At 38.3% G+C, this 24993-nt stretch carries 21 protein-coding genes and 1 riboswitch; of the genes, 10 read left to right on the top strand and 11 right to left on the bottom strand.

The window, feature by feature from the left end:
* Both SOM16_RS02910 and SOM16_RS02905 read right to left on the bottom strand, forming a co-directional pair.
* Positions 1–876 (bottom strand): hypothetical protein, encoded by an 876-nt coding sequence (locus SOM16_RS02910; RefSeq protein ID WP_320462485.1) that lies wholly within the window; start codon positions 874–876, stop codon positions 1–3.
* A gap of 1 nt (position 877) precedes the next feature.
* The gene (locus tag SOM16_RS02905) at positions 878–1831 is read right to left on the bottom strand and encodes a stage II sporulation protein M (protein ID WP_320462484.1); all 954 of its coding nucleotides are present in this window, start codon (positions 1829–1831) and stop codon (positions 878–880) included.
* 139 nt (positions 1832–1970) lie between these two features.
* Between SOM16_RS02905 and SOM16_RS02900 the strand changes: the two genes are divergently transcribed.
* Positions 1971–2711, top strand: a complete 741-nt coding sequence (locus tag SOM16_RS02900) for an RDD family protein (RefSeq protein ID WP_320462483.1) — start codon at positions 1971–1973, stop codon at positions 2709–2711.
* A 46-nt stretch (positions 2712–2757) separates the two neighbouring features.
* Here the strand turns inward: SOM16_RS02900 and SOM16_RS02895 are convergent, their stop codons facing one another.
* The 4 genes from SOM16_RS02895 to SOM16_RS02880 form a co-directional block, all read right to left on the bottom strand.
* Positions 2758–3012, bottom strand: a complete 255-nt coding sequence (locus SOM16_RS02895) for a hypothetical protein (protein ID WP_320462482.1) — start codon at positions 3010–3012, stop codon at positions 2758–2760.
* A 493-nt stretch (positions 3013–3505) separates the two neighbouring features.
* The gene (locus SOM16_RS02890; protein WP_320462481.1) at positions 3506–4231 is read right to left on the bottom strand and encodes an SGNH/GDSL hydrolase family protein; all 726 of its coding nucleotides are present in this window, start codon (positions 4229–4231) and stop codon (positions 3506–3508) included.
* 79 nt (positions 4232–4310) lie between these two features.
* A complete protein-coding gene (gene lipB, locus SOM16_RS02885) occupies positions 4311–5039 on the bottom strand; it encodes a lipoyl(octanoyl) transferase LipB (protein WP_320462480.1) in 729 nt (242 codons plus the stop codon).
* Between the two features lie 11 nt (positions 5040–5050).
* Positions 5051–5698 (bottom strand): 4'-phosphopantetheinyl transferase family protein, encoded by a 648-nt coding sequence (locus SOM16_RS02880; protein ID WP_320462479.1) that lies wholly within the window; start codon positions 5696–5698, stop codon positions 5051–5053.
* Between the two features lie 72 nt (positions 5699–5770).
* On the opposite strand from SOM16_RS02880, the gene dcd reads away from it, so the two are divergent.
* The 5 genes from dcd to purD all read left to right on the top strand — a co-directional run bounded on the left by dcd (position 5771) and on the right by purD (position 12610).
* Positions 5771–6307 (top strand): dCTP deaminase, encoded by a 537-nt coding sequence (dcd, locus tag SOM16_RS02875; RefSeq protein ID WP_320462478.1) that lies wholly within the window; start codon positions 5771–5773, stop codon positions 6305–6307.
* Positions 6308–6388: 81 nt separating this feature from the next.
* Entirely contained in the window at positions 6389–9082 is a 2694-nt protein-coding gene (locus tag SOM16_RS02870; RefSeq protein ID WP_320462477.1) for a TonB-dependent receptor plug domain-containing protein, read from the top strand.
* Positions 9083–9147: 65 nt separating this feature from the next.
* On the top strand, positions 9148–9909 hold the full coding sequence (locus tag SOM16_RS02865; RefSeq protein WP_320462476.1) for an enoyl-CoA hydratase/isomerase family protein: 762 nt from the start codon (positions 9148–9150) through the stop codon (positions 9907–9909).
* Between the two features lie 137 nt (positions 9910–10046).
* Positions 10047–10928 (top strand): SDR family oxidoreductase, encoded by an 882-nt coding sequence (locus tag SOM16_RS02860; protein ID WP_320462475.1) that lies wholly within the window; start codon positions 10047–10049, stop codon positions 10926–10928.
* A gap of 410 nt (positions 10929–11338) precedes the next feature.
* The gene (gene purD, locus SOM16_RS02855) at positions 11339–12610 is read left to right on the top strand and encodes a phosphoribosylamine--glycine ligase (protein WP_320462474.1); all 1272 of its coding nucleotides are present in this window, start codon (positions 11339–11341) and stop codon (positions 12608–12610) included.
* 83 nt (positions 12611–12693) lie between these two features.
* Here purD and SOM16_RS02850 read toward each other — a convergent pair whose 3' ends face one another.
* Together SOM16_RS02850 and SOM16_RS02845 are read right to left on the bottom strand one after the other, a co-directional pair.
* Positions 12694–13839 (bottom strand): TlpA disulfide reductase family protein, encoded by a 1146-nt coding sequence (locus SOM16_RS02850; RefSeq protein ID WP_320462473.1) that lies wholly within the window; start codon positions 13837–13839, stop codon positions 12694–12696.
* Between the two features lie 87 nt (positions 13840–13926).
* Entirely contained in the window at positions 13927–15108 is a 1182-nt protein-coding gene (locus SOM16_RS02845; protein ID WP_320462472.1) for a formimidoylglutamase, read from the bottom strand.
* 71 nt (positions 15109–15179) lie between these two features.
* On the opposite strand from SOM16_RS02845, the gene SOM16_RS02840 reads away from it, so the two are divergent.
* Both SOM16_RS02840 and SOM16_RS02835 read left to right on the top strand, forming a co-directional pair.
* Positions 15180–16142 carry an NAD-dependent epimerase/dehydratase family protein gene (locus tag SOM16_RS02840; protein ID WP_320462471.1) on the top strand — a complete coding sequence of 321 codons (963 nt, stop codon included), beginning with the start codon at positions 15180–15182 and terminating at the stop codon, positions 16140–16142.
* Positions 16142–17443, top strand: a complete 1302-nt coding sequence (locus SOM16_RS02835; RefSeq protein ID WP_320462470.1) for an HAD-IB family phosphatase — start codon at positions 16142–16144, stop codon at positions 17441–17443. The genes SOM16_RS02840 and SOM16_RS02835 overlap by 1 nt, the downstream gene beginning before the upstream one ends.
* Positions 17444–18804: 1361 nt before the next feature.
* Here the strand turns inward: SOM16_RS02835 and SOM16_RS02830 are convergent.
* The gene (locus SOM16_RS02830) at positions 18805–20094 is read right to left on the bottom strand and encodes a voltage-gated chloride channel family protein (RefSeq protein WP_320462469.1); all 1290 of its coding nucleotides are present in this window, start codon (positions 20092–20094) and stop codon (positions 18805–18807) included.
* A gap of 18 nt (positions 20095–20112) precedes the next feature.
* Positions 20113–20175, bottom strand: a riboswitch (Fluoride riboswitch).
* A 63-nt stretch (positions 20176–20238) separates the two neighbouring features.
* On the opposite strand from SOM16_RS02830, the gene SOM16_RS02825 reads away from it, so the two are divergent.
* Positions 20239–21204 (top strand): tryptophan 2,3-dioxygenase family protein, encoded by a 966-nt coding sequence (locus SOM16_RS02825; RefSeq protein ID WP_320462468.1) that lies wholly within the window; start codon positions 20239–20241, stop codon positions 21202–21204.
* A 147-nt stretch (positions 21205–21351) separates the two neighbouring features.
* On the top strand, positions 21352–22416 hold the full coding sequence (locus SOM16_RS02820) for a branched-chain amino acid aminotransferase (protein WP_320462467.1): 1065 nt from the start codon (positions 21352–21354) through the stop codon (positions 22414–22416).
* A gap of 166 nt (positions 22417–22582) precedes the next feature.
* Here SOM16_RS02820 and SOM16_RS02815 read toward each other — a convergent pair whose 3' ends face one another.
* Entirely contained in the window at positions 22583–23050 is a 468-nt protein-coding gene (locus SOM16_RS02815) for a DUF4920 domain-containing protein (RefSeq protein WP_320462466.1), read from the bottom strand.
* A gap of 343 nt (positions 23051–23393) precedes the next feature.
* Complete coding sequence (gene radA, locus SOM16_RS02810) at positions 23394–24770, bottom strand: DNA repair protein RadA (RefSeq protein WP_320462465.1); 1377 nt, start codon at positions 24768–24770, stop codon at positions 23394–23396.
* Positions 24771–24993: the final 223 nt, after the last annotated feature.

Raw genomic sequence — 24993 nt, 5'->3', positions numbered from 1 at the left:
TTAATATTCTTCGGGGCGGGTATCGATTGGTTTCTCTGTGTTTCCAAAATTGGAGATGCGTTCCATTAAACCTACACTTTCCTTTTCTTCTACCAGGTTAAAGTACATTAAAGATATCGTGATAATTGGTACAATGGTAAATACCTGGCAAAGCGACTGCAGCACCGTAGTAATCAGGCTTAATGTCAAAGACATTTGCGGGTTCTTGCTCGAGAACATCGAGAGCATATTAAATAGTGAGGTAGGCAGTACAATTAAAGTAGTACAGGCATAAACAATAATCCACACTATGATTAATGTACCGAAGGTAACCCAAAAATTTTCTTTAATAAGGCTGAAACTCCTGCTGAAGGAATAGGATAAACTCGAATTTTCGATCACCATTATGGGGAACATCATCGCAATAAACGGAAAGAGGTAAAATCCTGGCACCAGGCAAAACATAAAGCCGATAATTAACAATAGCATCAATAAAAAAGAACTTCCGAAAACCCTAAAAAAGTAATATTTAAAGAATCCCCAAACTTCATCCAGTGTTGGGGTTTGATTTCCTTTTTGAACATAAATTGCAATGTAAGAGAGTACCGCAACCGTCATGCTGGAATAGCTGGCAAACGAAAAGATAAGGGATAGGAAATACTCAACCCCATAAAGACCTATACCACTCGTATGTCGCATTCCACCTACGGTATTAATCACATTCACCATTTTAAATTGCTGCAACAAAAGTGTAGCCATGCTAGCCAACACAAATAGTCCGCAAAAAGTGAAGTATGTTTTAATCAATGGTTTAATATTTTGCCTGATGAAAGTGAAGGTGTCGTTAATCACCTGTCCAAAATCTCTTCTTTTCTTAAATTCAACGGTTTCGGTCATGTTAATTAATTTGAGCTAATTTTTTATTGATTTTGGCTGGATAGATAAATACGTACCAGATAATAAATACGGCTGATGATAATAAAATGCTTAAGCTTATGGCCATTGGCATTTCGGTATGGCGGGTTACAAAGCTCTCAAAGAATGCGGCTACGATGAAGATAGGAATCAAACCAAGCACTATTTTTAAACCTTGTTTTGCGCCTTTTAAAGTAGATTCCATTCGCGTATAGGTTTTAGGGAAAAGGAAACTGTTTCCAAGAACCAATCCGGCAGCTCCTGCTAAAACGATTGCTGAAATTTCCAGCGTGCCGTGAATCCAGATCACCAAAACAGATTGTAAACCCAAACCCCGGCTAAAAAAGAAATATTGAAAGGAGCCAAGCATGATGCCATTTCGAAATAGGGAAACAATAGAGCCAAAGGAAAAAATAATCCCCAAAACAAAGGTATATAGTGCTACATAAATGTTATTTGCCCCAATTTGCAGAAACATCAAAAACTCATTCTGTTGTTTATAAACCCCAAAGGGATCACCTTTAGCAATATTTTCGTTGGTCATATTTACATACCCATCGCCCATAATCAGCCGAACGAAAGTATCATCATATTTTGCAGATAAGGCACCAATTGCGCAGGAAATAAGAAAAAAAGCCAATGCGTAAAAAATCTGCTTCCTGTACTCAAAAAAAATCAGGGGGAGCTCTGTTTTCCAGAAATAGAGAAAGCGATTTGATTTTTCTTTCTTATTCTTATAAACTGATTGATGAAGTTTGGAGGCTAATCCGTTGAGGTAGGCAGTAGTTTTTGATTTGGGATAAAATGTTTTAGCGTAAGCAAGATCGTTGGTAATTTCAATAAATTGGTTGGCAATTTCATCAGGCTTAGCCTGTTGAGTGCCTTCGAAGTACTTCCACTTTTCTGTATTTTGCTTAACAAATAATGCTTCTCTCATTTAATGGTATTCCAAATCCTGGGTTAAAATAGTTAAATTTTAATAGATACGAAAGGCAGGTGTAAACACTGGCTAACTAAAATGGAAAAAATTGGGCGTGATTAACTACTTTATCCTGAAAAAAAATTATGTTTGAGACATGGATACCATCAAAATAAGCACTGCACAGAATATCGATATTGAATATGAGATAGCAGGGTTAGGCGAACGTATTGCCGCAAGATGTATCGATCTGGCTGGTTTTGTGGTACTCTATTTTTTAGCCATGATTATTGGGGTAATTGGGCTTGTCAGTTTTTCTGGGGCAAGTTTTTATGTTGCGTTAATCGGCTTTGCAATACTATTCGTTTTCTATGATCTGATCTGCGAACTTTTTATGGACGGGCAAACGTTTGGTAAAAAAGCACTGAAAATTAAAGTGATTAGCTTAGATGGCGCTCAGCCTACATTTGGCCAATATATCTTTAGGTGGTTGTTTAGGATGATTGATTTTGGCTTCCCATTTGGTTGGGGCGTAGTCGCCCTGGTATCTGTTGTCGTTACTAAAAATCATCAGCGGGTAGGCGATATTCTCGCAAAAACAACTTTGATAAAAACCAGGCCACGCACTCAAATCGAAAATGTAGCTTTTAGTTTTGCCTTGCCAGATGAATATCAGCCCGTATTTAAAGAAGTGCTCCACCTTAATGACAGAGATATAGAATTGGTTTACGAAGTATTAACAGGTTACTATCAAACCGGAAACCCACAGTTAATTTATGCGATGGCGACTAAAATTAAGGAGCATATTTTAACCACAATTCCGGCAGGGATGAATGAGTTGCAGTTTTTAGAAACCGTAATGAAAGATTATAAGCAGTTAACTTCTAACATGGGTTAAATTTCTGATTTACACAGCCAGAAACTTAGCCCACGATAGATTTTGCTTATACTATTCCAGCGCCCAAGACTAATCTTAATGATCCCAAGAAAATAGCAATAGCGCACAAAACAATACCCGTAACCGCTGCACCGGTAGGCATGTTGATCTGTTTTTCCTGATTGTATCCGAGGATGCTTAAAATTAAACCTACTGTAGCAAATGGAATATTTAACCAGTTAAAGGCTCCAAGGCAAGGGATGAAGCCTAATATCATGCCGAAAATGGATAAAATTCCAAATATTAATCCTATAGTTTTCATAGTTAACTTGTTTTTGATTGAAAGTGATTTATAAATTTAAATGTTGAAAAAGCGATAAAAATGAGGCTATTGATGAACATGGACATAAATAATATGATGCTGCCACGGTTTAATATCAATGCATTTTTGAAGTTCAATAATCCAATTTGGATAAATGCCCTGCTCATGCCACAGAAACTGCATGTTTCATGATTGGCTTTTGCGGTACATTTTGGGATGAATTTTAAATAGTCGGGATTTAAAAATTTACTACTGAATAGGATCATTATCATGACCAACGAAATAATAATCCAGACGGTTTTAAATGCAAAAGTAGTCTCTGAATTATTAAATTTCATTCACTTATAAAAAACAGATCAATAATTAAAACATCAAGACAGCGCAATGGACGAATCAAAAAAAGAATCTGAATAAGCGCTGATTAACAATAATAGGGATTAATATTGTCTTTCTATCATTTACATTATTATTTGTTAAACTACGAAAAATTGTATTACTGATTTAGCGAATTCAAAACCTTTGGTGATAATGCTGAAGCCCAGCTGGCATACATTTTTCCGCTTGGATGCAAGCCATCTTTAGCCACTAGGCCCAAATCTGTAGCCGCATTTCTTGATGCCGGTGTAATATCAGTATAACTCACTCCTGCAGCCACTGTTATTTCTCGGTTTGCAGCGTTAAAACTATCAATCTCCGCAGCAATAACTTGTTGGCTTTTATAGAAACCCTTCGCAGATGGAGTAACGCCCCAATCTGGAATAGAAACCACAAAAACATGATCTTTCCTGCCATTGGCGAAATTAATAGCGGTTTGTAATAGTGCTGAAAATTCTTTTTTATAGGTATCTAAAGGATAACCTCTATATTGGTTGTTTACGCCAATTAATAGTGTTACAAAGTCGTACTTGGTTGTTAAATTAGCCTGCTTAATTGCATTCTGTAATTCGTCAGTTGTCCAGCCGGTTGTGGCAATAATTTGAGGAGTTGCTACATTTACATTTTTTTGTTTTAACAGGTCTTGAAGCTGAAAAGGAAAGGATTCCTGCTGCATTACAGATTCACCAATGGTATAAGAATCGCCCAGAGCAAGGAAGGAGAACGTGCCTGATGGAGCAGGTGTGGTGACTAGAGGTTTTGTTTCTGTGGCGGGCATATTTTTTTCCTTACTGCAGGCCGAAGATAACAAAGAAAATAAAATAGCAGGAAATAAAAATCTCATAACCACATTTACGCAAAACCATTAATAAAGGTTTTAAGTTGATGAGTAGGTTGATTAATTGAAGTTTTTAAACCGCTTCTTAGATAAGTTCCATTTTAAAAAGATCAGCAATATGGTTTTTCAATCTTTCTTTCACTTCCTCCATATCCAACGCGTAACCAAGCTCTTTTTCTAAGGAAGTAACCGCTTTATCGTCGATGCCACAGGGTACAATATTTTTAAAATAATCTAAATTTACATTTACGTTAAAGGCAAAGCCATGCATGGTTACCCAACGACTGCAGCGAACCCCCATTGCACAAATTTTTCTTGCCTGATCGTTATCCGGATCTAACCAAACCCCGGTGTAGCCAGGATAGCGGCCAGCCTCGATGCCATAATCTTTTAAAGTAAGAATCACGGCTTCTTCCAAAGTGCGGAGATATAGATGGATATCAGTGAAAAAATTATCAAGATCGAGGATCGGATAGCCTACAATTTGGCCAGGTCCATGGTAAGTAATGTCCCCGCCACGGTTTATCTTATGGTAAGTAGCCTGTTTCTCTTTCAGGCCTTCTTCATCAAGGAGCAAATTTTCGGGATGGCCACTTTTACCTAAAGTATAAACATGGGGATGTTCATTAAAGATGAGGTAATTAGGCGTAGGTAAGTGAGTGCCGTTTACCCTGTTCTCCGTTTTAATGGCAACAGTTTTATTCAGCAGGTCTTCCTGATTGTTCCAGGCTTCCTGATAATCGGTTAAGCCCCAATCAATAAATTGTGTAGGTACCCGTTTTATCTCCACAGCCTTTTCTTTCCGCTCAGTCATTTTCTAAAATTTTATGCCTTGTTGGCTACATAACCCAACATGTAACCATCTTTTGTTTTAAAATAGTTAACAGTTAAAGCCCTTGTTCCGCCAGGTAATGCTACAGTTGCACTTAAACTACCTTCGGCTTTTAATTTAAACGGTTTAATGTGAATATCACGTTTAAACTCTAGTCCCTTTTTGCCATGCCATTTGTATATGGCTTCTTTAGCGCACCAGGCCACATAAAGACCTTCCGTATTATTGCCTATTTGCTTTTGAGCGAGTTCAATATCACTTAAAAACTTATGTTTAATACTTTTTATTTTGTGCTTAATCAGTTCAATATCCACCCCAACGGCAAATTCCTTGCTAATCATCACTGCTGCATAATCGTAAGAGTGGCTTAACGAAATTTGATACTCGGAGTTTACCAGGTAAGGTTTGCCATCTTCATCGAACTGGCAATCAATGTATTCGGTGGTGTTGAGCAGGGTACGCAACAAAAGCCGCGTGCTTAACCAGTGTAAAAGCCTTTTGCCGTTATTAAATGAAGAAATCAGATCAAGTTCATGTTGCTTTAATTGTAGGCCAGCCAACATTTCTTCTTCAGTTTCTTCAATTTTCCAGATCGCCAGAACCGAATGGTCATCAATATTTTTATTATAAACTATTGGCATTTATAAAATTGGAGATTAGCATGCAAAATTATCTTAATTAATTGATAATTTAGGCCAAAAATACGCATAAAAATGATATTATCTGACAAAAGGATATTAGAAGAAATTGATAAGGGTACAATTATAATTGAGCCATTTGATCGGGAATGTTTGGGAACAAATTCTTACGATGTACATTTAGGAAAATACCTGGCTACCTATAAAAGTCGGATTCTGGATGCAAAGGCACACAATGAAATTGAACATTTCGAAATCCCTAAAGACGGTTATATTCTTCATCCGGGAACGTTATATCTGGGCGTAACTTTAGAGTATACCGAAACCCATAGTCATGTGCCCTTTCTGGAAGGTAAAAGCAGCACCGGGCGTTTAGGTATTGATATCCACGCCACTGCCGGAAAAGGCGATGTTGGTTTCTGTAATACCTGGACTTTAGAAATATCTGTAGCACAGCCTGTTAAGGTTTATGCAGGTATGCCCATCGGCCAGTTAATATATTTTGTGGTTGAAGGAAATATCGAAACCATGTACAATTCTAAAGGCAATGCAAAGTACAATAACAAAACCACACGGCCGGTAGAAAGCATGATGTGGAAGAATAAGTTCTAGTATAAATTTCATGTGATCTTCATCATAATATGCCTCGGGTTTTGTACCTTGAGGCATATTTTTATTTATAGTCACGATAGAATGAAATTCAGAATCACGCTCATTATCAGTTTCCTATTAATCATTTTTGGCTTCTCTGCTTTTAGAATGGATGATGATCCATTTACACAGCTCCTGAAAAAGCTTGATGATTATACCAATAAATTTCCACAGGAAAAGGTTCACCTTCATCTTGACAAACCATACTATGCCATTGGCGATGATATTTGGTTTAAAGCCTACATAGTAGATGCAAAATCCGCTGTGCCATCAACATTGAGTGAAATACTATACGTGGAATTGATCAATGAAAAAGACTCCATAAAAAAGCAACTGAAGCTGCCTGTGGTGAGCGGTATTACCTGGGGCGATTTTAAATTGCCTGATTCTCTTTCTGAAGGTAATTATCGCATCAGGGCATACACCAATTACATGCGGAATTTCGGAACAACATTTTTCTTCGATAAAGCCATAAAAATAGGAAATAGCTGGGCCAATAAAGTTTTTACCGAAACCAGGTACGATTTCAAAAAAGAAAATAACACTGACCGGGTTACAGCTACCATTCACTTTGCCGATAAAGATGGAGCAGCTTATAAAGATAATGATGTCAGTTATGATGTTCAGTTGGATTATAAATCGGTTGAAAGAGGTAAGGCAAAAACGAATTCAAATGGCGATGCAATTATCAATTTTGCAAACACAAATGGGCTTACCAGTAAAAGCGGGAAGATTGTTGCCACAATCACTTTAGAAAATAAACAGAAGGTAATCAAGTCTATTCCAATCACATCTACCTCAAATGATGTAGATGTTCAGTTTTTGCCTGAAGGTGGAAACCTGATCGAAAATCTGCCACAGAAAGTAGCGGTTAAGGCAGTTAATGCTGCAGGCCATGGCGAAAATGTAAAAGGAGTAGTGGTAGATGAGGCCGGTGCTGAAGTAACCGCTTTCGAAACTACTTATTTGGGCATGGGCAATTTTATATTCAATGCCCAGGCGGGAAAAACCTACACAGCAAAAGTGAAATATGCTGATGGTTCTTCGAAAGACATTAAGATGCCTTTGGCACAAAAAAGTGGTTATGCCATTACGATTAATAACCTGGATACAGGGAAAGTTTCGCTTAAAATTATGTCTAGCGAAAACCTGGTTAATGGGGCTGAGTTGAAGATTGTTGCACAACAGGCAGGGAATGTTTTCTATGTTTCTAAAGCGAAAATGGAGAAACAGGTATTAATGGCTAACATCTCCAAAAGCAAATTGCCATTGGGAATTGTACAGTTTACATTATTTTCCAGTGATAATCAGCCCATAGCAGAAAGGTTAATTTTCGTTAAAAATAAAGCTGATCAATTAGATCTGACGCTTAACACTTCGCAGGTGTCAAATAGTAGAAAGGGTAAAACAATTTTCAGCTTCGACGCTACTAATCAACAGAAACCAGCCTTAGGTAGTTTTTCTGTTGCGGTTACAAACGCAGCGAAGGTAACGCCAGATGAAGATAATGAAACAAATATCTTAACCTCCTTACTATTAACTTCTGATTTGACTGGTTATATCGAAAAACCCAATCACTATTTCTTAAATGATGACGTGAAAACAGAAAAGGAGTTAGATAATTTATTATTAACCCAGGGTTGGAGGCGGTTCTTATGGAAAAACATCATCAGCGGTGCTGAACCATCAATTACTTACCAACCAGAAAAATCTTTAGCCATAACGGGTACGGTAATGAAGGGTAATAAACCAGTTGTAGGTGGAAAAGTGATGTTAATGGCTACAAAAGGATCTGTTTTTATTTTAGATACGGTAACCAATGCGGAAGGTAAGTTTGTTTTTGACAACCTCAATTTTGGAGACAGCACCAAATTTGTGGTTCAGGCCAGAACGAAAACTGAACGTAAATTCGTAGATATCAATGTAGATGTGGTTCCCGGGCAAGTGGTAACAAAAAGTAAAAATACCGGCGATGTAGAAATCAATGTAAATAACAGCCTGATGAATTACATTAAAGCAAGTGATAACTACTTTAATGAGATGACACGTTTAGGCTTATTAGAAAGAACAATTAAACTGGAAGAGGTAACCATTACGGAAAAGAAAAACCCGGCGAAGAATTCTGCAAATTTGAATGGCGCAGGCCGTGCAGATTATATCCTCACGAGCGAAAATTTATCAACCTGTATCACATTATCTCAATGTTTACAGGGGCGTTTACCAGGCGTAATCTTCAGGGGGAATATTCCTTACCTCATGCGGAGTCAAAATACGCCAATGTCTATCGTTTTGGATGGAATGCAAGTAGAAGCAGAATTTTTAGATAACATTGTTCCTAACGATGTAGAAACTATTGAACTTTTAAAGAGCATTGGTAATACGGCAATTTATGGCTCGCGCGGCGGAGGTGGTTTATTGGTAATTACGACAAAACGCGGTGGCGGAACATCAAATTACAATCGGTATGCACCGGGAATTGTGAGCTTAAGTCCGAAGGGATTTTCAGTTTCAAGGGCATTTTATTCGCCATTATATGATGATGCAACAACGAATAATACCCGTAAAGATTTGCGTACAACCATTTACTGGAATCCACAGGTGGTGGCTAAGCAAGATGGAAAAGCAAAATTTGAGTTCTATAATGCGGATGAGGCAGGGCAATACCGTGTGGTAATAGAAGGAATAGATGCTTTGGGTCACTTAGCGAGAAAAGTTTATACTTATGAGGTTAAATAAAGAAAAATAGATAAATTTGATTATTATGCAAGCATAGTGATTATTGATATTTAACAGCTATTACCATGAATACAATTAAAGTAAGCGTAAAAGATCGCCTGGCAACCATTACACTCGATAAAGGAAAATCAAATGCCTTAGGTCGTGAGTTAATTACAGAGCTTGATGATATGCTTAAAAATATCGCAGCTGATGCGAATATTGGCGGGGTAATCTTAACAGGAAAAGCACCTTTTTTTTCTGCCGGATTAGATTTAATAGAACTCTATGGATATAATGAAGCAGAAGCAAAATCATTTTTTGAACTGTTTTTTAATTTTACCGCAAACCTGGTTTCCTTTAAAAAACCGATGGTTGCAGCCATTAGTGGCCATAGTCCGGCGGGCGGCTGTGTTATTGCGCTGGCTTGCGATGCGCGTGTAATGGCAGAAGGGCAATATATTATCGGACTGAATGAAGTACCTGTTGGTATCATCGTTCCGAATAGTATTTTCCAGTTATATTCTTTCTGGATTGGAAAGGGAGAAGCGGCCCGCAGTTTACTAACCGGAAAGCTTTTCAGCCCGGAAGAAGCCTTAAAAATTGGTTTAGTTGATGAACTGGTGAAAAACGAAAGTTTACTCACTGCAGCAGAGCGGAAAATTAAAAAGTTTATGGAACAGGAAAGCAATACCTGGTCTCAAAGTAAACTGAATATCCGCGAAGAATTAATTGCAGCCATGACGGCTGATCAATCTGCTACGCTGGAAAAAATGCTGGCACAATGGTGGTCACCTACTACGCGTCATATTCTAGAAACTATCCTGGCTAATTTGCAAAGGAAGTAGTCAGTTTTCAGTTGACAGTTTTCAGTTGACAGTTTTCAGTTAGCAGTTGACAGTTTTCAGTTTGCAAATTGTCGGTTTACAATTGCCAGTTTTCAGTTTGCCTATTTCCATTTCTATCACCTCATTAAAATAATCATATGTTAAATTACAATTCACCCATGCTCAGAGAAGATGCTTTAAAAGGCAAAACCATTGTAATTACCGGCGGTGGTACAGGTTTAGGAAAAGCGATGGGGATATATTTTCTTAAGTTAGGGGCAAATTTGGTAATTACGAGCCGTAAGCAGGAAGTTTTGCAAAAAACAGCTGATGAGATGGAAGAAAAAACCGGAGGTAAGGTATTGGCTGTAGCCTGTGATGTGCGGGATGCAGAACAAGTGGATCATGTGCTGGCGAAAACATTAGAGCGGTTTGGCACTGTGGATGTTTTGCTGAATAATGCTGCGGGGAATTTTATTTCGCCTACCGAACGTTTATCTGCAAATGCTTTTTCTTCGGTTATTGATATTGTTTTAAAAGGAACCGTAAACTGTACCCTGGCTTTTGGAAAACATTGGATCAAGGAAAAACAGTCGGCTACGGTACTAAATATTGTTACTACTTATGCCTTTACAGGTTCTGCTTATGTGGTTCCTTCGGCTTGTGCCAAGGGGGGCGTTTTAGCATTAACCCGGTCTTTGGCCGTAGAATGGGGTAAATATGGCATCCGAACCAATGCCATAGCACCAGGGCCATTCCCTACAAAAGGTGCCTGGGAAAGGTTATTGCCTGGTGATTTAGCGAAAAAATTTGATTTCAAAAACCGTGTACCACTTAAAAGGGTAGGCGAGCATCAGGAATTGGCAAATCTGGCAGCATTCCTGGTAAGTGATTTTTCTGGCTATATTAATGGCGAAGTAATTACTATCGATGGTGGCGAATGGCTTCAGGGAGCAGGTCAAATGAATGGTTTAGAAGCAATTCCGAATGAAATGTGGGATATGCTGGAACAAATGACAAGAAGCGCAAAAGGAAGTTAGTAGAAAGACTAAAGCGGAAAGCAGAAAGACTAAAGCGGAAAGATCAAAGCTAAAAGCCAAGTCTTGAAACGAACAACGGTAAAGGAACAATGATTTGGAGCTTAAAGACAAAGCGGAAGATCAAAGCTAAAAGCCAGGTCTCAAGACGAGCACGGTAAACGAACAAAAATTTGGAGTTATAAGACTAAAGCAAAAAGACTAAAGCAGAAAGACTAAAGCGGAAAGATCAAAGCTAAAAGCCAAGTCTCAAAACGAACAACGGTAAACGATTTGGAGCTAAAAGACAAAGCGAAAGATCAAAGCTAAAAGCCAAGTCTCAAAACGAACAACGACTTGATACTTAATACTCCTGTCTTGCTACTAAAATTTTTCCCATATTCCATCTCCCATTTTTATTTATCTTTGCCCATATGAATATCTTACTTTTAGGTTCGGGCGGCAGAGAAAGTGCATTTGCCTGGAAAATGAGCCAGTCTTCGCATTGCGATAAATTGATTATTGCACCAGGAAATGGCGGTACAGGCGTTTATGGCACCAACATTAACATCAATGTAAATGATTTCGATTCAATCAAAAAGATTGTTTTAGCTGAAAATATTGAGTTGGTAGTCGTTGGTCCGGAAGAACCTTTGGTAAATGGTATTCACGATTTTTTCCTTGCTGATCAAGCCATTGCTCATATCCCGGTAATCGGACCTAAAAAAGAAGGTGCCATTTTAGAAGGAAGCAAAGATTTCTCTAAACAATTCATGGAGCGTCATGGCATTCCAACTGCAGCTTCCAAATCTTTTACTCCAGAAACATTAGCTGATGGTTTAGCTTATCTTGAAACGCATGCATTGCCAGTGGTATTAAAAGCCGATGGGTTAGCTGCGGGTAAAGGCGTTTTAATTTGTACGGAAACGGTAGAAGCACAGGAAGAATTAAAATTAATGCTTGGTGGTAAATTTGGTGCGGCGGGTTCAACGGTTGTAATCGAAGAATTTTTAAGTGGAATTGAACTTTCTGTTTTCATTTTAAGTGATGGCGAAAATTATGTAACCCTCCCATCGGCAAAAGACTATAAAAGAATTGGCTTAAATGATACCGGTTTAAATACAGGTGGCATGGGTTCTGTTTCTCCGGTTCCCTTTGCTACGCCAGATTTCTTGCAAAAAGTAGAAGAACGCATTATCAAGCCTACAGTAGAAGGCTTGAAAAAAGATCATATTGATTACACAGGCTTTATTTTCTTCGGATTGATTAAAGTAGGAGATGATCCATTTGTGATTGAATACAATGCCCGTATGGGTGACCCTGAAACGGAAAGCGTAATTCCAAGGATTGAAAATGACCTGGTAGAGTTATTCCTGGCAACTGCCAATAAACAATTAGATCATGTTAATCTGGTGATCTCTGAGCAAACAGCTGCTACGGTAATGATTGTTGCAGGCGGATATCCGGGAGACTATCTAAAAGGTAAAGCCATTACTGGAATTGAAAATTTACGTCACTCTAATGCTTTCCATGCAGGTACACTTTTAGATAACGACGTAGTGAAAACCAATGGAGGCAGGGTAATTGCCATCACAAGCTTACAAAAAGATCTGTTTACCGCATTACAATCTGCAACAGCTGATGCTGGAAGGATTTATTTCGATGGAAAGTACTTCAGAGAAGATATTGGATTTGATTTGGTCTAATTCTTCAAAATAAAAAGGCCGCAGATTTGCAGATTTTAATTAAATAATCTGCAAATCTGCGGCTTTATCTTGAAGGACTAATTTTATTTAGATTTGCTTCCCAATAACTCCTGAAGTTTGCTTTGTAATGCCTCTTCTCTTAAGCCTTTAGCAATAATTTTTCCAGTCGGATCAATCAGGAAATTTGCAGGGATAGATTGAATGCCATACATTCTAGCCACTTCATTGTCCCAGAATTTTAAATCTGATACATGCGTCCAGGTTAGTTTATCATCAGCAATTGCTTTTAACCAGGCATCTTTTTTACCAGGACGATCTAAAGAAACACCCAGAACAGTAAAGCCCTTGTCTTTAAACTTGTTGTAAGCCACTACCACATTCGGGTTCTCCTGACGGCATGGGCCACACCAGGATGCCCAGAAATCTACCAATACATATTTTCCTTTAAAATCAGATAATTTAACGGGTTTACCAGCAGTATCTGTCTGCGTAAAATCCATCGCCATTGCGCCAACGGCCGTTTTTCTGCCGGCTTCAAATACTTGAGTAAGCTTGGTTCCGGCTGGAGTCGATTTTAATTCCGGAGACAATCCGGCAAAAGCTTTTTCAGCAGCAACGGCTTGTTCTGGGTCGCTAGATAACTGATTAACTGCACTTAAACTGATATATGATTTTGGATTTGCTCCGGCAAATTGCAGCAAAAGCGGAGTCATCTCCGCAGCCTCTTTTTCATAACGAGCCCTTAGCGCATCCATCGTTTGCTTATTCTCTTTCTGCTCCGCAGTATAGCCATTGTATTCAGCGTTAATCGCCATTAACTTATCCTCAACGGGTTTAGTCAACGCTTTTAATTTTTTAGCATCATCATTTACCGGAGAACCCGTAATGTTTGCATTTTTCAGGGAATCTGTTGCAGTTAGTTTGATGTTTCCGGGTTCTAAATAAATGGGCAAACCATCTAATTTCTCCCCTTGTGCAGGGCGGTTAACAAAAGGGTTTTTGTTTAGATATAAACTTCCTTGAGCCGGGCTTGCTACTGTTCCTTTGAACGTGAAAGCACCATTTGCTACTGTGGTAGAATCGGTAACGTTTTTTCCATCGCCCTGGTAAATCAGGTAAATTTTATCTCCGGTTTTTAAGCCTTTGACTTCTCCATTTAAGGCAAAAGGTTTTTGAGCTAGTGCAGCAAGTGGCAGTAGGGCAAATGCAGATAATAATATTTTTTTCATAAGTTGGTTTATCTTAAAAATTTAAGAAGGATAGTGGTTTGATTTAAAGATAATTATTGTGAGTATAACGGAAATTGTAAAGTAAAATTATGAGAGTTTTTGATAAGTTCGCCACCATAAATCTGGCATTTCGCCATTTACTGCTGTTTGGTAATCTTCATAGCGGCAAGGTACCAAATGATAGCGTTCATTTTTAGATTGACCTGAAGGGTATGGAACCTGCATCCACCAGCGATCTGATTTCTTGCTTTTCACGAACGTCATTTCGCCGGAGCCGTCTTTTAAACTGGTTCTGTAAATCATAAATTGCGATTTTGGCGTTAGTGGAAAATCCTTTTTCCGGGCGTAAAAACCATCCATAAAATACCAAACCATTTGTGCTAATAAAAAAGCGGTTTGGCCATTATTATCGTAAGCCGGGTTAAACTCATAGAAACCAATAGATGTTAATTTGTCGTTCATCCCCGCATAACGGGCAATTCGGCAGGCTTCTTCGCCGTCAAAACCATTAGGGGTGGTATTTGCATTTGCTGCGGAATCAGCTGAACGGATGGCACCTAAATCAAAACTGATCATGTTCGCATTGCGGATAATGGGTTCCGTCAGGGTGATATCCTGTGCAAATTCCCCTAACCGATGGACATCAAAATACAGTTTGTCCATTACGCTCAGGCTTTCCTGGTTTACAAAATAGGTTTGATACCCTATGTTACTATAGTTAAATAAGAAGTTAGGTTGATGTAAGAAAATTTTGTTCAGGTAACAGTCAGAGCGGGTCTCAATGCCGTCGCTTTCATCATCACCAATATCAAATTGATTATCAATGACCACCAAATCAACTTTCTGCTCTAAATCTTCATAACCTAAATATTGGGCATAAGTTAAATCTTGTCCGCCGCCAATAATGATTGGAATAATGTCTTTTTTAATCAGCTCAGACACTACCATTTTAATGGCAATATAAGTATCGGCAATGGTTGCCCCATGTTTGATATTGCCTAAATCAACTATCCGGCTGGTAAAAGCACCTTCATTTAATTTATAGAATTTCTCTCTGAAATAATCAGGAGCCAGGGCGCAACCCTCATTGTTTACTGCACCTCTTCCATCAAGAACACCAATAATGGCTAAATCATAGGTGTTCTCTTCAAAATCAGGAAAAGATGTGCTGTGAATTTGTGCTTTTAAACCCAGCTGACTGGTGAAAAAACCTTGTTTGGGGGTGAAACTATCGGGGTTTACCGGGGAAAAGAAATCCGTTAACGACATATATTTAAAACTCTCGCCTCAAATATCTATTTTTGAATGCGTATTTCCACATATAGCTCGAAAAAAATAAAATGATACTGGTAACCGGAGGAACAGGATTTTTAGGTGCTGAATTGTTAAAACAGCTAACCGATCGAGGTTTAGCCGTTCGTGCTTTGAGGCGCGAGAAATCTAAAATTCCTGCTTTAATTCAGCATAATACATTGATTGAGTGGTTCAATGCCGATATTAATGAACCCGCCACGCTCGAAGAAGCCTTCGAAAAGGTTACACAGGTATACCACTGCGCTGCCTTCGTATCCTTGAGTTCTAAGCATAAAAAGCAATTATTTCACGTTAACATAGATGGTACCTCAAATTTGGTTAATCTTTGTATGGAGCATAATTGCCGCCTGTTACATGTCAGCTCTGTTGCTGCTTTAGGTATTGCCAAAAAAGATAATCAGATTACAGAAAAAAATTTTTGGGAATATGATTCCAAAGCACATGCCTACGGACTTTCGAAATATGAAGGCGAAATGGAAGTTTGGCGTGGAATTAACGAAGGTCTAAATGCTGTAATTGTTAATCCGTCCATAATCATTGGTAAAAATGCAGGTTTTGAAGGCAGTGGTGCCATCTTCAAACTGGTAAAAGATGGTTTTTCATTTTATACCAATGGTGCATCTGGGTTTGTAGCTGTTGAGGACGTAGCTCAATCCATGATCCTGTTAATGGATGCTGAAGTATCTGGCGAACGATACATTATCTCCGCAGGTAACCTTCACTATAAAGACTTGTTTACCGAAATTGCAAATGGTTTCGGAGTGAAGGCACCAACCAAAGAGGCTAAACCCTGGATGCTTGGTCTCGCCTGGCGGGCACTAAAATTAGCCTCATTGTTTTCCAAACAAGATCCATCTATAACCAAAGATACCGCCAGAAGCAGTATTACCCTGAGTTACTATAGCAATAATAAAGTAATTGAACAAACTGGGATAACTTTTAAACCAGTGCGTGATTGCATAACAGAAATTACCCAATATTTGAAATAATGCCCAAACAAAAAGCGTATTACATTATCGATTTCGATAGCACTTTTACCCAGGTAGAAGCGCTTGATGAACTTGCCAGAATCTCTTTAAAGAACCATCCTGATAAAGAGGCTATTTTCCAGAAGATAGAAGATTATACCAATTTTGCCATGGAAGGGAAACTTTCCTTTTCTGAGAGTTTAGCACAGCGGGTTAAATTGCTGGAAGCGAATGAAGATCATCTTAAATTACTGATCAAACACCTCAAGAAAAAGGTTTCTACCTCATTTTCCCGTAATGCGGAGTTCTTTAAAAAACATGCTGATGATGTACTGATTGTTTCCGGCGGTTTCAAAGAGTTCATCACCCCAGTGGTAAGTCAGTATCACATTAAGAAAGAAAATATTTACGCCAATACCTTTGTCACTACAGGTGATGGAAACATTATTGATTACGATCATGCCAATCCACTAAGTGAGGAAGGCGGGAAAGTAAAGTTGTTGCAACATTTAAAGTTAGAAGGCATGCTCTTTGGGATCGGGGATGGTTATTCTGACTTTCAATTGCGCGAAAGCGGATTAATTAATAAGTTTTTTGCTTTTACAGAGAATATCGCACGTGAAAGTATTGTGGCGAAAGCAGATCACGTAACGCCAAGTTTCGATGAGTTTTTATATGTAAATGATTTACCACGTGCCATTTCCTATCCGAAAAACAGGATTCTATGTTTGGTGATCGGTGATGTAGATCCGGCAACAATAGCCATTTTAAAAAATGATGGTCTTTCCATCAGACAAAAAACTTCTTTTGAAGAAAAGTATGTGAAGGATGTTGGAATTATCGTTCTGGCAAATGGCGAGAAATTAGATAATGAGCAATTGAAAAATGCCATTAAATTAAAAACCATCGGTTATTTGGGTAGTGCCAAAAATAAATTTGATTTCGATTTATGTACCAGGCAGGGAATAGTTGTCTTTGATGATCCAAAAAATAACCCCCGCAATATTGATTTTATTCCGAAGCGCGTTGCGGATTTTATGAATACAGGCGCTACTTACTTAAGCGGCAACTTTCCTAATTTACAATTGCCAAAAATTGATAAATCTCACCGATTAATTCATATTCATAAAAACGTGCCAGGTATTATGGCAAAGATTAATACTGTGTTCGCAAAGCACGACATCAACATTGTCGGACAGTTTCTAATGACTAATTCGGAAATTGGTTATGCCATTACCGATATTAATGCACAGTATGATAAACAATTGTTCAAATCACTTAAGAAAATTGAACATACTATTAAATTTAGGGTGTTGTATTAATTAAACCTGAAAATCGTTTTTGCGAGGTAGCTTTTTCAGCTACGAAGCAATCTCTTTTTCAAAATAGATTACATTCTCTATTTACTAGCCCGCCATTGGTTGAAACCAATGGCGATGAATACCAGGCAAAAGTTATAAAACACTCGCTATTTGCATCCTGCAATTCATCGCAGTTTGCTTTAGCAAACTGCCATTTATACTTCAAAAGTCTTTGAGCTGAAATAAATAGCTAATGAGTCGCTATAAAACACTTTGAATAATATCGGCTTAAACTATCCCGCCATTGGTTGAAACCAATGGCGATGAATACCAGGCAAAAGTTATAAAACACTGGCTATTTGCATCCTGCAATTCATCGCAGCTTGCTTTAGCAGACTGCCACTTATATTTAAAAAGCTCTGGGTTGAAATAAACAGCAAATGAATCGCTATAAAACACTTTAAATAATATCGCCTTTAACTATTCCGCCATTGGTTGAAACCAATGGCGATGAATACCATCTAAAAGTTATAAAACACTCGCTATTTGCATTCTGCAATTCATCGCAGTTTGCTTTAGCAGACTGCCATTTATACTTCAAAAAGTCTTTGGGCTGATATAAATAGCTAATGAATCGCTATAAAATACTTTGAATAACATATCACTTTTAACTATCCCGCCATTGGTTGAAACCAATGGCGATGAATACCAGGCAAAAGTTATAAAACACTTGCTATATGCATTCTGCAATTCATCGCAGTTTGCTTTAGCAGACTGCTATTTATACTTCAAAAAGTCTTTGGGCTGAAATAAATAGCTAATGAATTGCTATAAAACACTTTAAATAATATCAGCTTAAAATAGTCCGCCATTGGTTTCAACCAATGGCGATGAATACCTGGCAAAAGTTATAAAACACTTGCTATTTGCATCCTGCAATTCATCGCAGTTTGCTTTAGCAGACTGCCATTTATATTTAAAAAGCCTCTGGGTTGAAATAAACAGCAAATGAATCGCTATAAAATACTTTGAATAATATCGCCTTAAACTAGCCCGCCATTGGTTTCAACCAATGGCGATGAATACCAGGCAAAAGTTATAAAACACTGGCTATTTGCATCCTGCACTGCCTCGCAGTTTGCCTTAGCAGACTGCCACTATATTCAAAAAATCTTTGAGCTGAAATAAATAGCAAATGAATTGCTATAAAAAACTTTTGAATAATATCAGCTTTAACTAGCCCACCATTGGTTGAAACCAATGGCGATGAATACCACGCAAAGTTATAAGACACTTGCTATTTGCATGCTGCAATGCCTCGCAGTTTGCTTTAGCAGCCTGGAATCATAGAAAGCCTCTAAATTCAACTAACCTGTAATTCCCTATCTTAAAAACTGATGCTTTTTAATGCGAAATTTTTGAAAACTACCAATGGCCTGTGATTTGTAAATCCCGGAATGACCAGAAAAGAAGTATGCAATGATGCAGGCAAGAGCAATATAAACCGCAGAATCTATTCCAAATAATTCAATACCCATTATTATGCAAGCCAATGGCGTGTTCGCGGCGCCAGAGAAAACGGCCACGAACCCCATTCCTGCTAACAGGCCAACCGGAAGTGGAACGTAGAAACTTAAAAAACTTCCAAGTGTTGCGCCAATAAAGAATAAAGGTGTTACCTCGCCACCCTTAAAACCACAACCCAATGTTAATGCAGTTAAAAAAAGTTTAATTGCAAATGTATAATAGTCTTGTTGATGAGTGAAAGATTCTAATATTACTGGAATACCCAATCCGATAAAACGGGTGTTCCCTAGCAGATAAATAAATCCAACCAGTAACAAACCTCCTACTAAGGGTCTGAGGGGTGGATATTTAAGTATAGCAAAAATACGTGAAAAGGTATGGTTTAAAGCGGAGAAACATCTTGCTGCTAAACCAAAAATGATTCCGACACTCAGCGATAACATCAGGTTAATGATATTCATTTGCGGTACCAGTACAATGGAATAATGTGTATGGCCAACGCCCCAGGCTTTGCAAGTATAATCTGCAATTAAGGCCGTAATTAGTGATGGTAAAATGGCTGAGTACATCAGATTCCCCAATATAAAAACTTCAAGGCCAAAAACGGCACCTGCGAAAGGCGTTCCAAAAACTGAAGCAAAACCTGCACTAATGCCGCAGATTAAAATGATTTTTCGGTCTGCAGGCTGCAGCTTAAATAATTTAGTGAGCTGATCTGCAAAAGCACCTCCAATCTGTACAGCCGTGCCTTCTCTCCCTGCAGAACCACCAAATAAATGGGTAATAATTGTTCCGGCGAAGATTAAAGGTGCCATCACAATCGGAATCACCTGTTTGGGACTTTGCAATTCCTCAATCAGCAGGTTATTCCCCTTTACAACGTCTTTTCCCCAGTAATGATAACTAAAACCTATGGCTAATCCTGCCAGCGGCAAAAAAGCAATCATCCATAAATGACTCTCTCTAAAATCAGTCGCCCAGTTTAGTGAAGCTAAAAATAGTGCAGAAGCAGACCCCACTGTGGTGCCAATAATTGACGAAAAAAATACCCACTTCAGGGTATTCAGTAAAATAGATTTAGAATCTTGCTTTTTAAAGCGATCGAAAGACGTAAGAAGTTCTTCCGTTAAATTTCTAACAGGCATTTGAATTCAATTTTTAATAAAATCGTAGGAGTCATCAGCCTGTCTGGGCGGTTTTGGCGGTACCCCATCGCCTTCAAGTCAAATGTAGAAAATTTCGCCATTCTACAAAAATCTTTATCACCTTTGCACTAATAAATCAAAAGAATGGACTTCACACCAGAGATTAAGAACAAACTGGATCAACTTCAAGAAAAGTATACCGCAATGGGACAGGATATGGCTTCGTACCTGGATGGATTACTTTATGCTGATTTTCTAACCTATTGGGACTATATTCACCTCGATACTTTGTTAAGTCTTCAGAATCCGAAAACGCCAATTCCGGATGAAGAAATTTTCATCATGTATCATCAGATTACAGAGCTATATTTTAAACTTTCTTTACATGAGTGCAGGCAAATTGCTGAACATGAAAGTTTAACAGTAGAATTTTTTACCGCTCGTGTGAAAAGAATCAATGCTTATTTTAATGCCTTAACCACCTCTTTCGAAGTGATGGTTGATGGCATGGAAAAGGAGCAATTCTTGAAGTTCAGAATGTCTCTTTTGCCAGCAAGCGGTTTTCAATCAGGGCAATATAGAATGATTGAGATCTGCGCAACTGATTTTATTCGGCTGGTTGATAAAAGTAAAAGGGAAGAATTAATCAACGCTTCCATTGAAGAGCAGTTTGAAAATATTTACTGGAAATTTGGTGCCACAGAATTAGCCTCAGGAAAGCAGACACTAACTTTAAAGCAGTTTATTAAGAAGTACGCCGCACAGTTTTTGCAATTGGCAAAGGATCGTTCTTTAACTAATTTCTCTGCGCTATATCATCAATTAGAAGCCCAAGGAAATGATGTTTCTTTACTTGCAGAAGAGTTGCGTAAACTTGATTTATATGTAAATGTAGAGTGGCCTTTATCTCACTATAAATCGGCTGTCCGTTACCTGGAGAAAGATCCAATTGATATTGCCGCTACTGGTGGAACCAATTGGCAGAAATACTTGCCTCCGCGTTTTCAGAAAAGAATTTTTTATCCTTTCTTATGGACTGAAGAAAATATGAATGAATGGGGGAAAGGCTGGGTGCTTAGTGTACTCAAAACACTTAAAAACAAAGATTAATATCGAAGAAAACTATTATAAAAGCGGCTTTTTTGCTATTTTGCGCAAAATAAATAATGATTGAATTAGAGAATGCCTGAATGATTGAATTTGCTTATGGCAAACCATTCATATATTCAAAGATCAATCATTCAAAATTCAAATATAATGACCGAGACATTAGAGATAAAAATCACTAAAGCTGAAGAAACTCGTTTAACAGTTACTGATTTTTCTGAATTACCATTCGGTAAGGTTTTTACCGATCACATGTTTACAGCCGATTATGAAGACGGCGAATGGAAAAATCTGCAGATTCTTCCATATGGACCAATTCCAATGAGCCCGGCAATTTCTGCATTACATTATGGCCAGGCAATTTTCGAAGGTTTAAAAGCTTATCGCTTACCCGACGGAAAAATTAGTGTCTTCCGTGCAGATAAAAACTTCGAGCGTTTTAACAAGTCTGCAGCGAGAATGTCTATGGCTACTATCCCTGAAGAAATTTTTATGCAGGGTTTGGCGGCTTTGATTGCTATTGATGAAAAGTGGGTGCCAAATCAACCAGATTATGCACTTTATATTCGTCCGGTAATGTTTGCTACAGATCCATACTTGGGTGTTCGTGCATCTGATTCTTATAAATTTGCGCTTTTAACTACTCCAACAGGACCATATTATAGCTCGGCCCTAAAGGTTAAGATTGAAACTGAATTTACACGTGCGGATGAAGGTGGTGTTGGATTTGCAAAAACAGCCGGAAATTATGCCCGTTCATTATACCCTTTCGAGCAAGCCAGAAAAGAAGGTTTTGATCAGTTGATCTGGACTGATTCTATTGCTCATGAATATATCGAGGAAGCAGGAACGGCTAATTTAATCTTTGTAATCGACGGAAAATTAGTTACACCATCTGTAAGAAGTACCGTTTTAGATGGGGTAACAAGAGATACCATTATCAAATTGGCTAAAGAATCTGGCATCGAAGTAGAAGAGCGCAGGGTTTCAGTTAAAGAGGTTATTGATGGCATTCAAAATGGAAGCTTAACCGAAGCTTTTGCCGCTGGTACAGCTGCAACGGTAACGCATGTGGGCCAGATTGGCTACAAAGGTGAGATTTACCAATTATCAGATCCATCAACCAGAAATATTTCAAATGGAATTGCGAAGAAACTTAACGACATCCGTTATGGTTTGGCACCAGATGAATTTGGCTGGAACTGGGTTTTGTAAAAAAATACAACCGTAACCCCGGTACAAAATGCATCGGGGTTGTGGTTTACTTTGAGTTTAAGTCTTTCCGCTTAAAATCGTTAGTTGTTTACAGTTGTTCGTGCTGAGATCCGGCTTTAAGCTTTAGTTTTTAGTCTTTATTCTTTAATCTTTATTCTTTTAGCTTTTATTCTTTATCCAGTATCACCACGCCTTTAGCCTCAAAAGCTAACTCTTTTTTCGGGTCGGTAATTTTAGCAACTTCTTCTTGTGATTTCTTAGCATCTTCTGCATAATGACGTAACGTTTCTACCGATATGGTTTGTTTTTTCGCTAAGCCATCTAATACAACGTTTTTGCCCACAATATCCATTGGCATAAAGAAAGCATAATCCTTAAAAGTAACCCGCATTGGATCGCCGTTTGGCATTTCCAGGGTCATCCAGCACCCCTTCTTTTTACAAACATCGACTACCTTGCCTTGAATCTTCATGTTGGTTGTTGTCTCGGAACCCATTGTAGCTTCCATTTTTGCCGCAGGTTTAACATTCCCGGGTTTAACTTCTTCGCCAAATTTTTGACCTGTATAGGCAGTTTGAGTAAATCCGGCTAAGCTAAATAGGCAAAAGCTCAGACTTAAAATAATTTTTTTCATGGGGTATGGTTTAGGAATGATAGGATTTGGTTACTGATCTAAATCAAATTTATTTAAAATTAAGATAATTTAGCAAACAAAAAAAATCCTCGCTAGCTCTCACTAACGAGGAAAATCATCCCTATTATCGTAGATCATATCCCATGATCTAGGATACAATACCTTAGGCAAACGTGACTCCAAAAAGTGTTGAAGACTGAATGTGTGTATTCAATAATCTGATATGTAGTGTTTTATGTTTTTATTTAGTCTGTGCCAGACTGTAAGTTCATTTGCGCGTTGGGGAATTTAAATATCAAAGTGGGGAAAACTGTTGAATAATTTCCCCTATTTTGTCGTATTGCTAGCCAAAGATCATCTCAAACACTTCTTCAATTTTGCTTACTGCTTTAATTTCCAGGTTATACTTAGTGATATCAATTCCCTTAAGGTTATATTTTGAGATATAAATGGTTTCGAAGCCGAGTTTATCTGCTTCAGCAATGCGTTGTTCAATCCGGTTTACAGCCCTGATTTCTCCGGAAAGGCCAACTTCTGCTGCAAAACAATTTTTAGATGAAATGGAAATATCCTGATGAGAGGAGATAATTGCGATTAAAACGGCAAGGTCGATAGCGGGATCTTCCACGCGGATTCCGCCTGCAATATTGAGAAAAACATCTTGCGTGCTCAATCTAAAACCACAACGTTTTTCTAATACCGCTAAAAGCATATTCATTCGTTTGGTATCAAAGCCTGTAGCCGATCGTTGCGGAGTGCCATAAGCAGCAGCGCTCACCAGCGCCTGCGTTTCAATTAACATGGGTCTTGCGCCTTCAAGCATAGCCGAGATGGCAATGCCACTTAATTCTTCATCGCGTTGTGAAAGCAGTATTTCAGACGGATTAGAAACCTCTCTCAAACCACTTCCCTGCATTTCATAAATTCCAAGTTCGGCCGCTGCTCCAAAACGGTTTTTAATAGACCTGAGGATCCGGTAAACATGATGCCGGTCTCCCTCGAACTGCAAAACGGTATCAACCATGTGTTCGAGAATCTTAGGCCCCGCAATAGCGCCATCTTTGGTGATGTGGCCAATCAGAAAAACAGGTACGCCAGTTTCTTTAGCAAAACGAAGTAATTCGGCTGTACATTCCCGCACCTGAGAAACACTTCCCGGAGTAGAATCGATATGGGAGGAATGTAAAGTCTGGATAGAATCGACCACTAAAATCTGAGGTTCCAGGATCTCAATTTGTTTAAAAATATTTTGGGTTGAGGTTTCGGTGAGGATGTAACAGTCTGCAGATGGACTTTCTTTAATCCTTTCGGCACGCATCTTAATTTGTTGCTCACTTTCTTCACCCGAAATGTATAATAGCTTTTTCCCTTTGATATTTAATGCCAGTTGTAACATCAAGGTAGATTTTCCAATACCTGGCTCACCACCAATTAAAACCAGCGAACCCTCTACCAGTCCTCCACCTAAAACGCGATCCAATTCCTTATCGCCAGTTAAAATTCTCCGTTCAACAGACGATTGTATTTCATCAACCTTACTGGGTTTACTTAATTTCCTTGAACTTGTTTCGGTTTTCCAGGTAGGTACTGATGTTGTACTTTTCTCAATAATTTCTTCAACGAAAGTATTCCATTGTCCGCAGGATGGGCATTTACCCAGCCATTTTGCAGATTCGTAGCCACAGCTTTGACAGAAATATGCCGTTTTTGTTTTTGCCAATTGATTTTAGTTTTAAAATACGAATTTACCTTTTAGTGCGTGAATGTGCTTTTATTTTTTTAAACATTTGATGTATGATGATTTAACTAACAATGCTGTTAATGCCAAAATAAGCCATGCTGTAAGCTGGTTTCTGTTTTATTGGTAAGGATTTACAACTTAATTGGATGCTTGATTTTAAAAGGCAAACATTTCACTTAACCTAATGGTTTTTAAATGAAAT

It is taken from the genome of Pedobacter sp. CFBP9032, from assembly GCF_034045265.1.
In the GTDB taxonomy this organism is placed as follows: domain Bacteria; phylum Bacteroidota; class Bacteroidia; order Sphingobacteriales; family Sphingobacteriaceae; genus Pedobacter.
This window is presented reverse-complemented; position numbering and strand designations above follow the sequence as displayed.

Coding starts and splice junctions, on each gene's coding strand:
- SOM16_RS02815 (WP_320462466.1), bottom strand. CDS start 23,050: ATGAAAAAAATTATTTTAAGTCTGAGCTTTTGCCTATTTAGCTTAGCC.
- purD (WP_320462474.1), top strand. CDS start 11,339: ATGAATATCTTACTTTTAGGTTCGGGCGGCAGAGAAAGTGCATTTGCC.
- SOM16_RS02835 (WP_320462470.1), top strand. CDS start 16,142: ATGCCCAAACAAAAAGCGTATTACATTATCGATTTCGATAGCACTTTT.
- SOM16_RS02850 (WP_320462473.1), bottom strand. CDS start 13,839: ATGAAAAAAATATTATTATCTGCATTTGCCCTACTGCCACTTGCTGCA.
- SOM16_RS02840 (WP_320462471.1), top strand. CDS start 15,180: ATGATACTGGTAACCGGAGGAACAGGATTTTTAGGTGCTGAATTGTTA.
- SOM16_RS02880 (WP_320462479.1), bottom strand. CDS start 5,698: ATGCCAATAGTTTATAATAAAAATATTGATGACCATTCGGTTCTGGCG.
- dcd (WP_320462478.1), top strand. CDS start 5,771: ATGATATTATCTGACAAAAGGATATTAGAAGAAATTGATAAGGGTACA.
- SOM16_RS02860 (WP_320462475.1), top strand. CDS start 10,047: ATGTTAAATTACAATTCACCCATGCTCAGAGAAGATGCTTTAAAAGGC.
- SOM16_RS02865 (WP_320462476.1), top strand. CDS start 9,148: ATGAATACAATTAAAGTAAGCGTAAAAGATCGCCTGGCAACCATTACA.
- SOM16_RS02895 (WP_320462482.1), bottom strand. CDS start 3,012: ATGAAAACTATAGGATTAATATTTGGAATTTTATCCATTTTCGGCATG.
- SOM16_RS02905 (WP_320462484.1), bottom strand. CDS start 1,831: ATGAGAGAAGCATTATTTGTTAAGCAAAATACAGAAAAGTGGAAGTAC.
- SOM16_RS02825 (WP_320462468.1), top strand. CDS start 20,239: ATGGACTTCACACCAGAGATTAAGAACAAACTGGATCAACTTCAAGAA.
- lipB (WP_320462480.1), bottom strand. CDS start 5,039: ATGACTGAGCGGAAAGAAAAGGCTGTGGAGATAAAACGGGTACCTACA.
- SOM16_RS02820 (WP_320462467.1), top strand. CDS start 21,352: ATGACCGAGACATTAGAGATAAAAATCACTAAAGCTGAAGAAACTCGT.
- SOM16_RS02870 (WP_320462477.1), top strand. CDS start 6,389: ATGAAATTCAGAATCACGCTCATTATCAGTTTCCTATTAATCATTTTT.
- SOM16_RS02900 (WP_320462483.1), top strand. CDS start 1,971: ATGGATACCATCAAAATAAGCACTGCACAGAATATCGATATTGAATAT.
- SOM16_RS02845 (WP_320462472.1), bottom strand. CDS start 15,108: ATGTCGTTAACGGATTTCTTTTCCCCGGTAAACCCCGATAGTTTCACC.
- SOM16_RS02890 (WP_320462481.1), bottom strand. CDS start 4,231: ATGAGATTTTTATTTCCTGCTATTTTATTTTCTTTGTTATCTTCGGCC.
- SOM16_RS02830 (WP_320462469.1), bottom strand. CDS start 20,094: ATGCCTGTTAGAAATTTAACGGAAGAACTTCTTACGTCTTTCGATCGC.
- SOM16_RS02910 (WP_320462485.1), bottom strand. CDS start 876: ATGACCGAAACCGTTGAATTTAAGAAAAGAAGAGATTTTGGACAGGTG.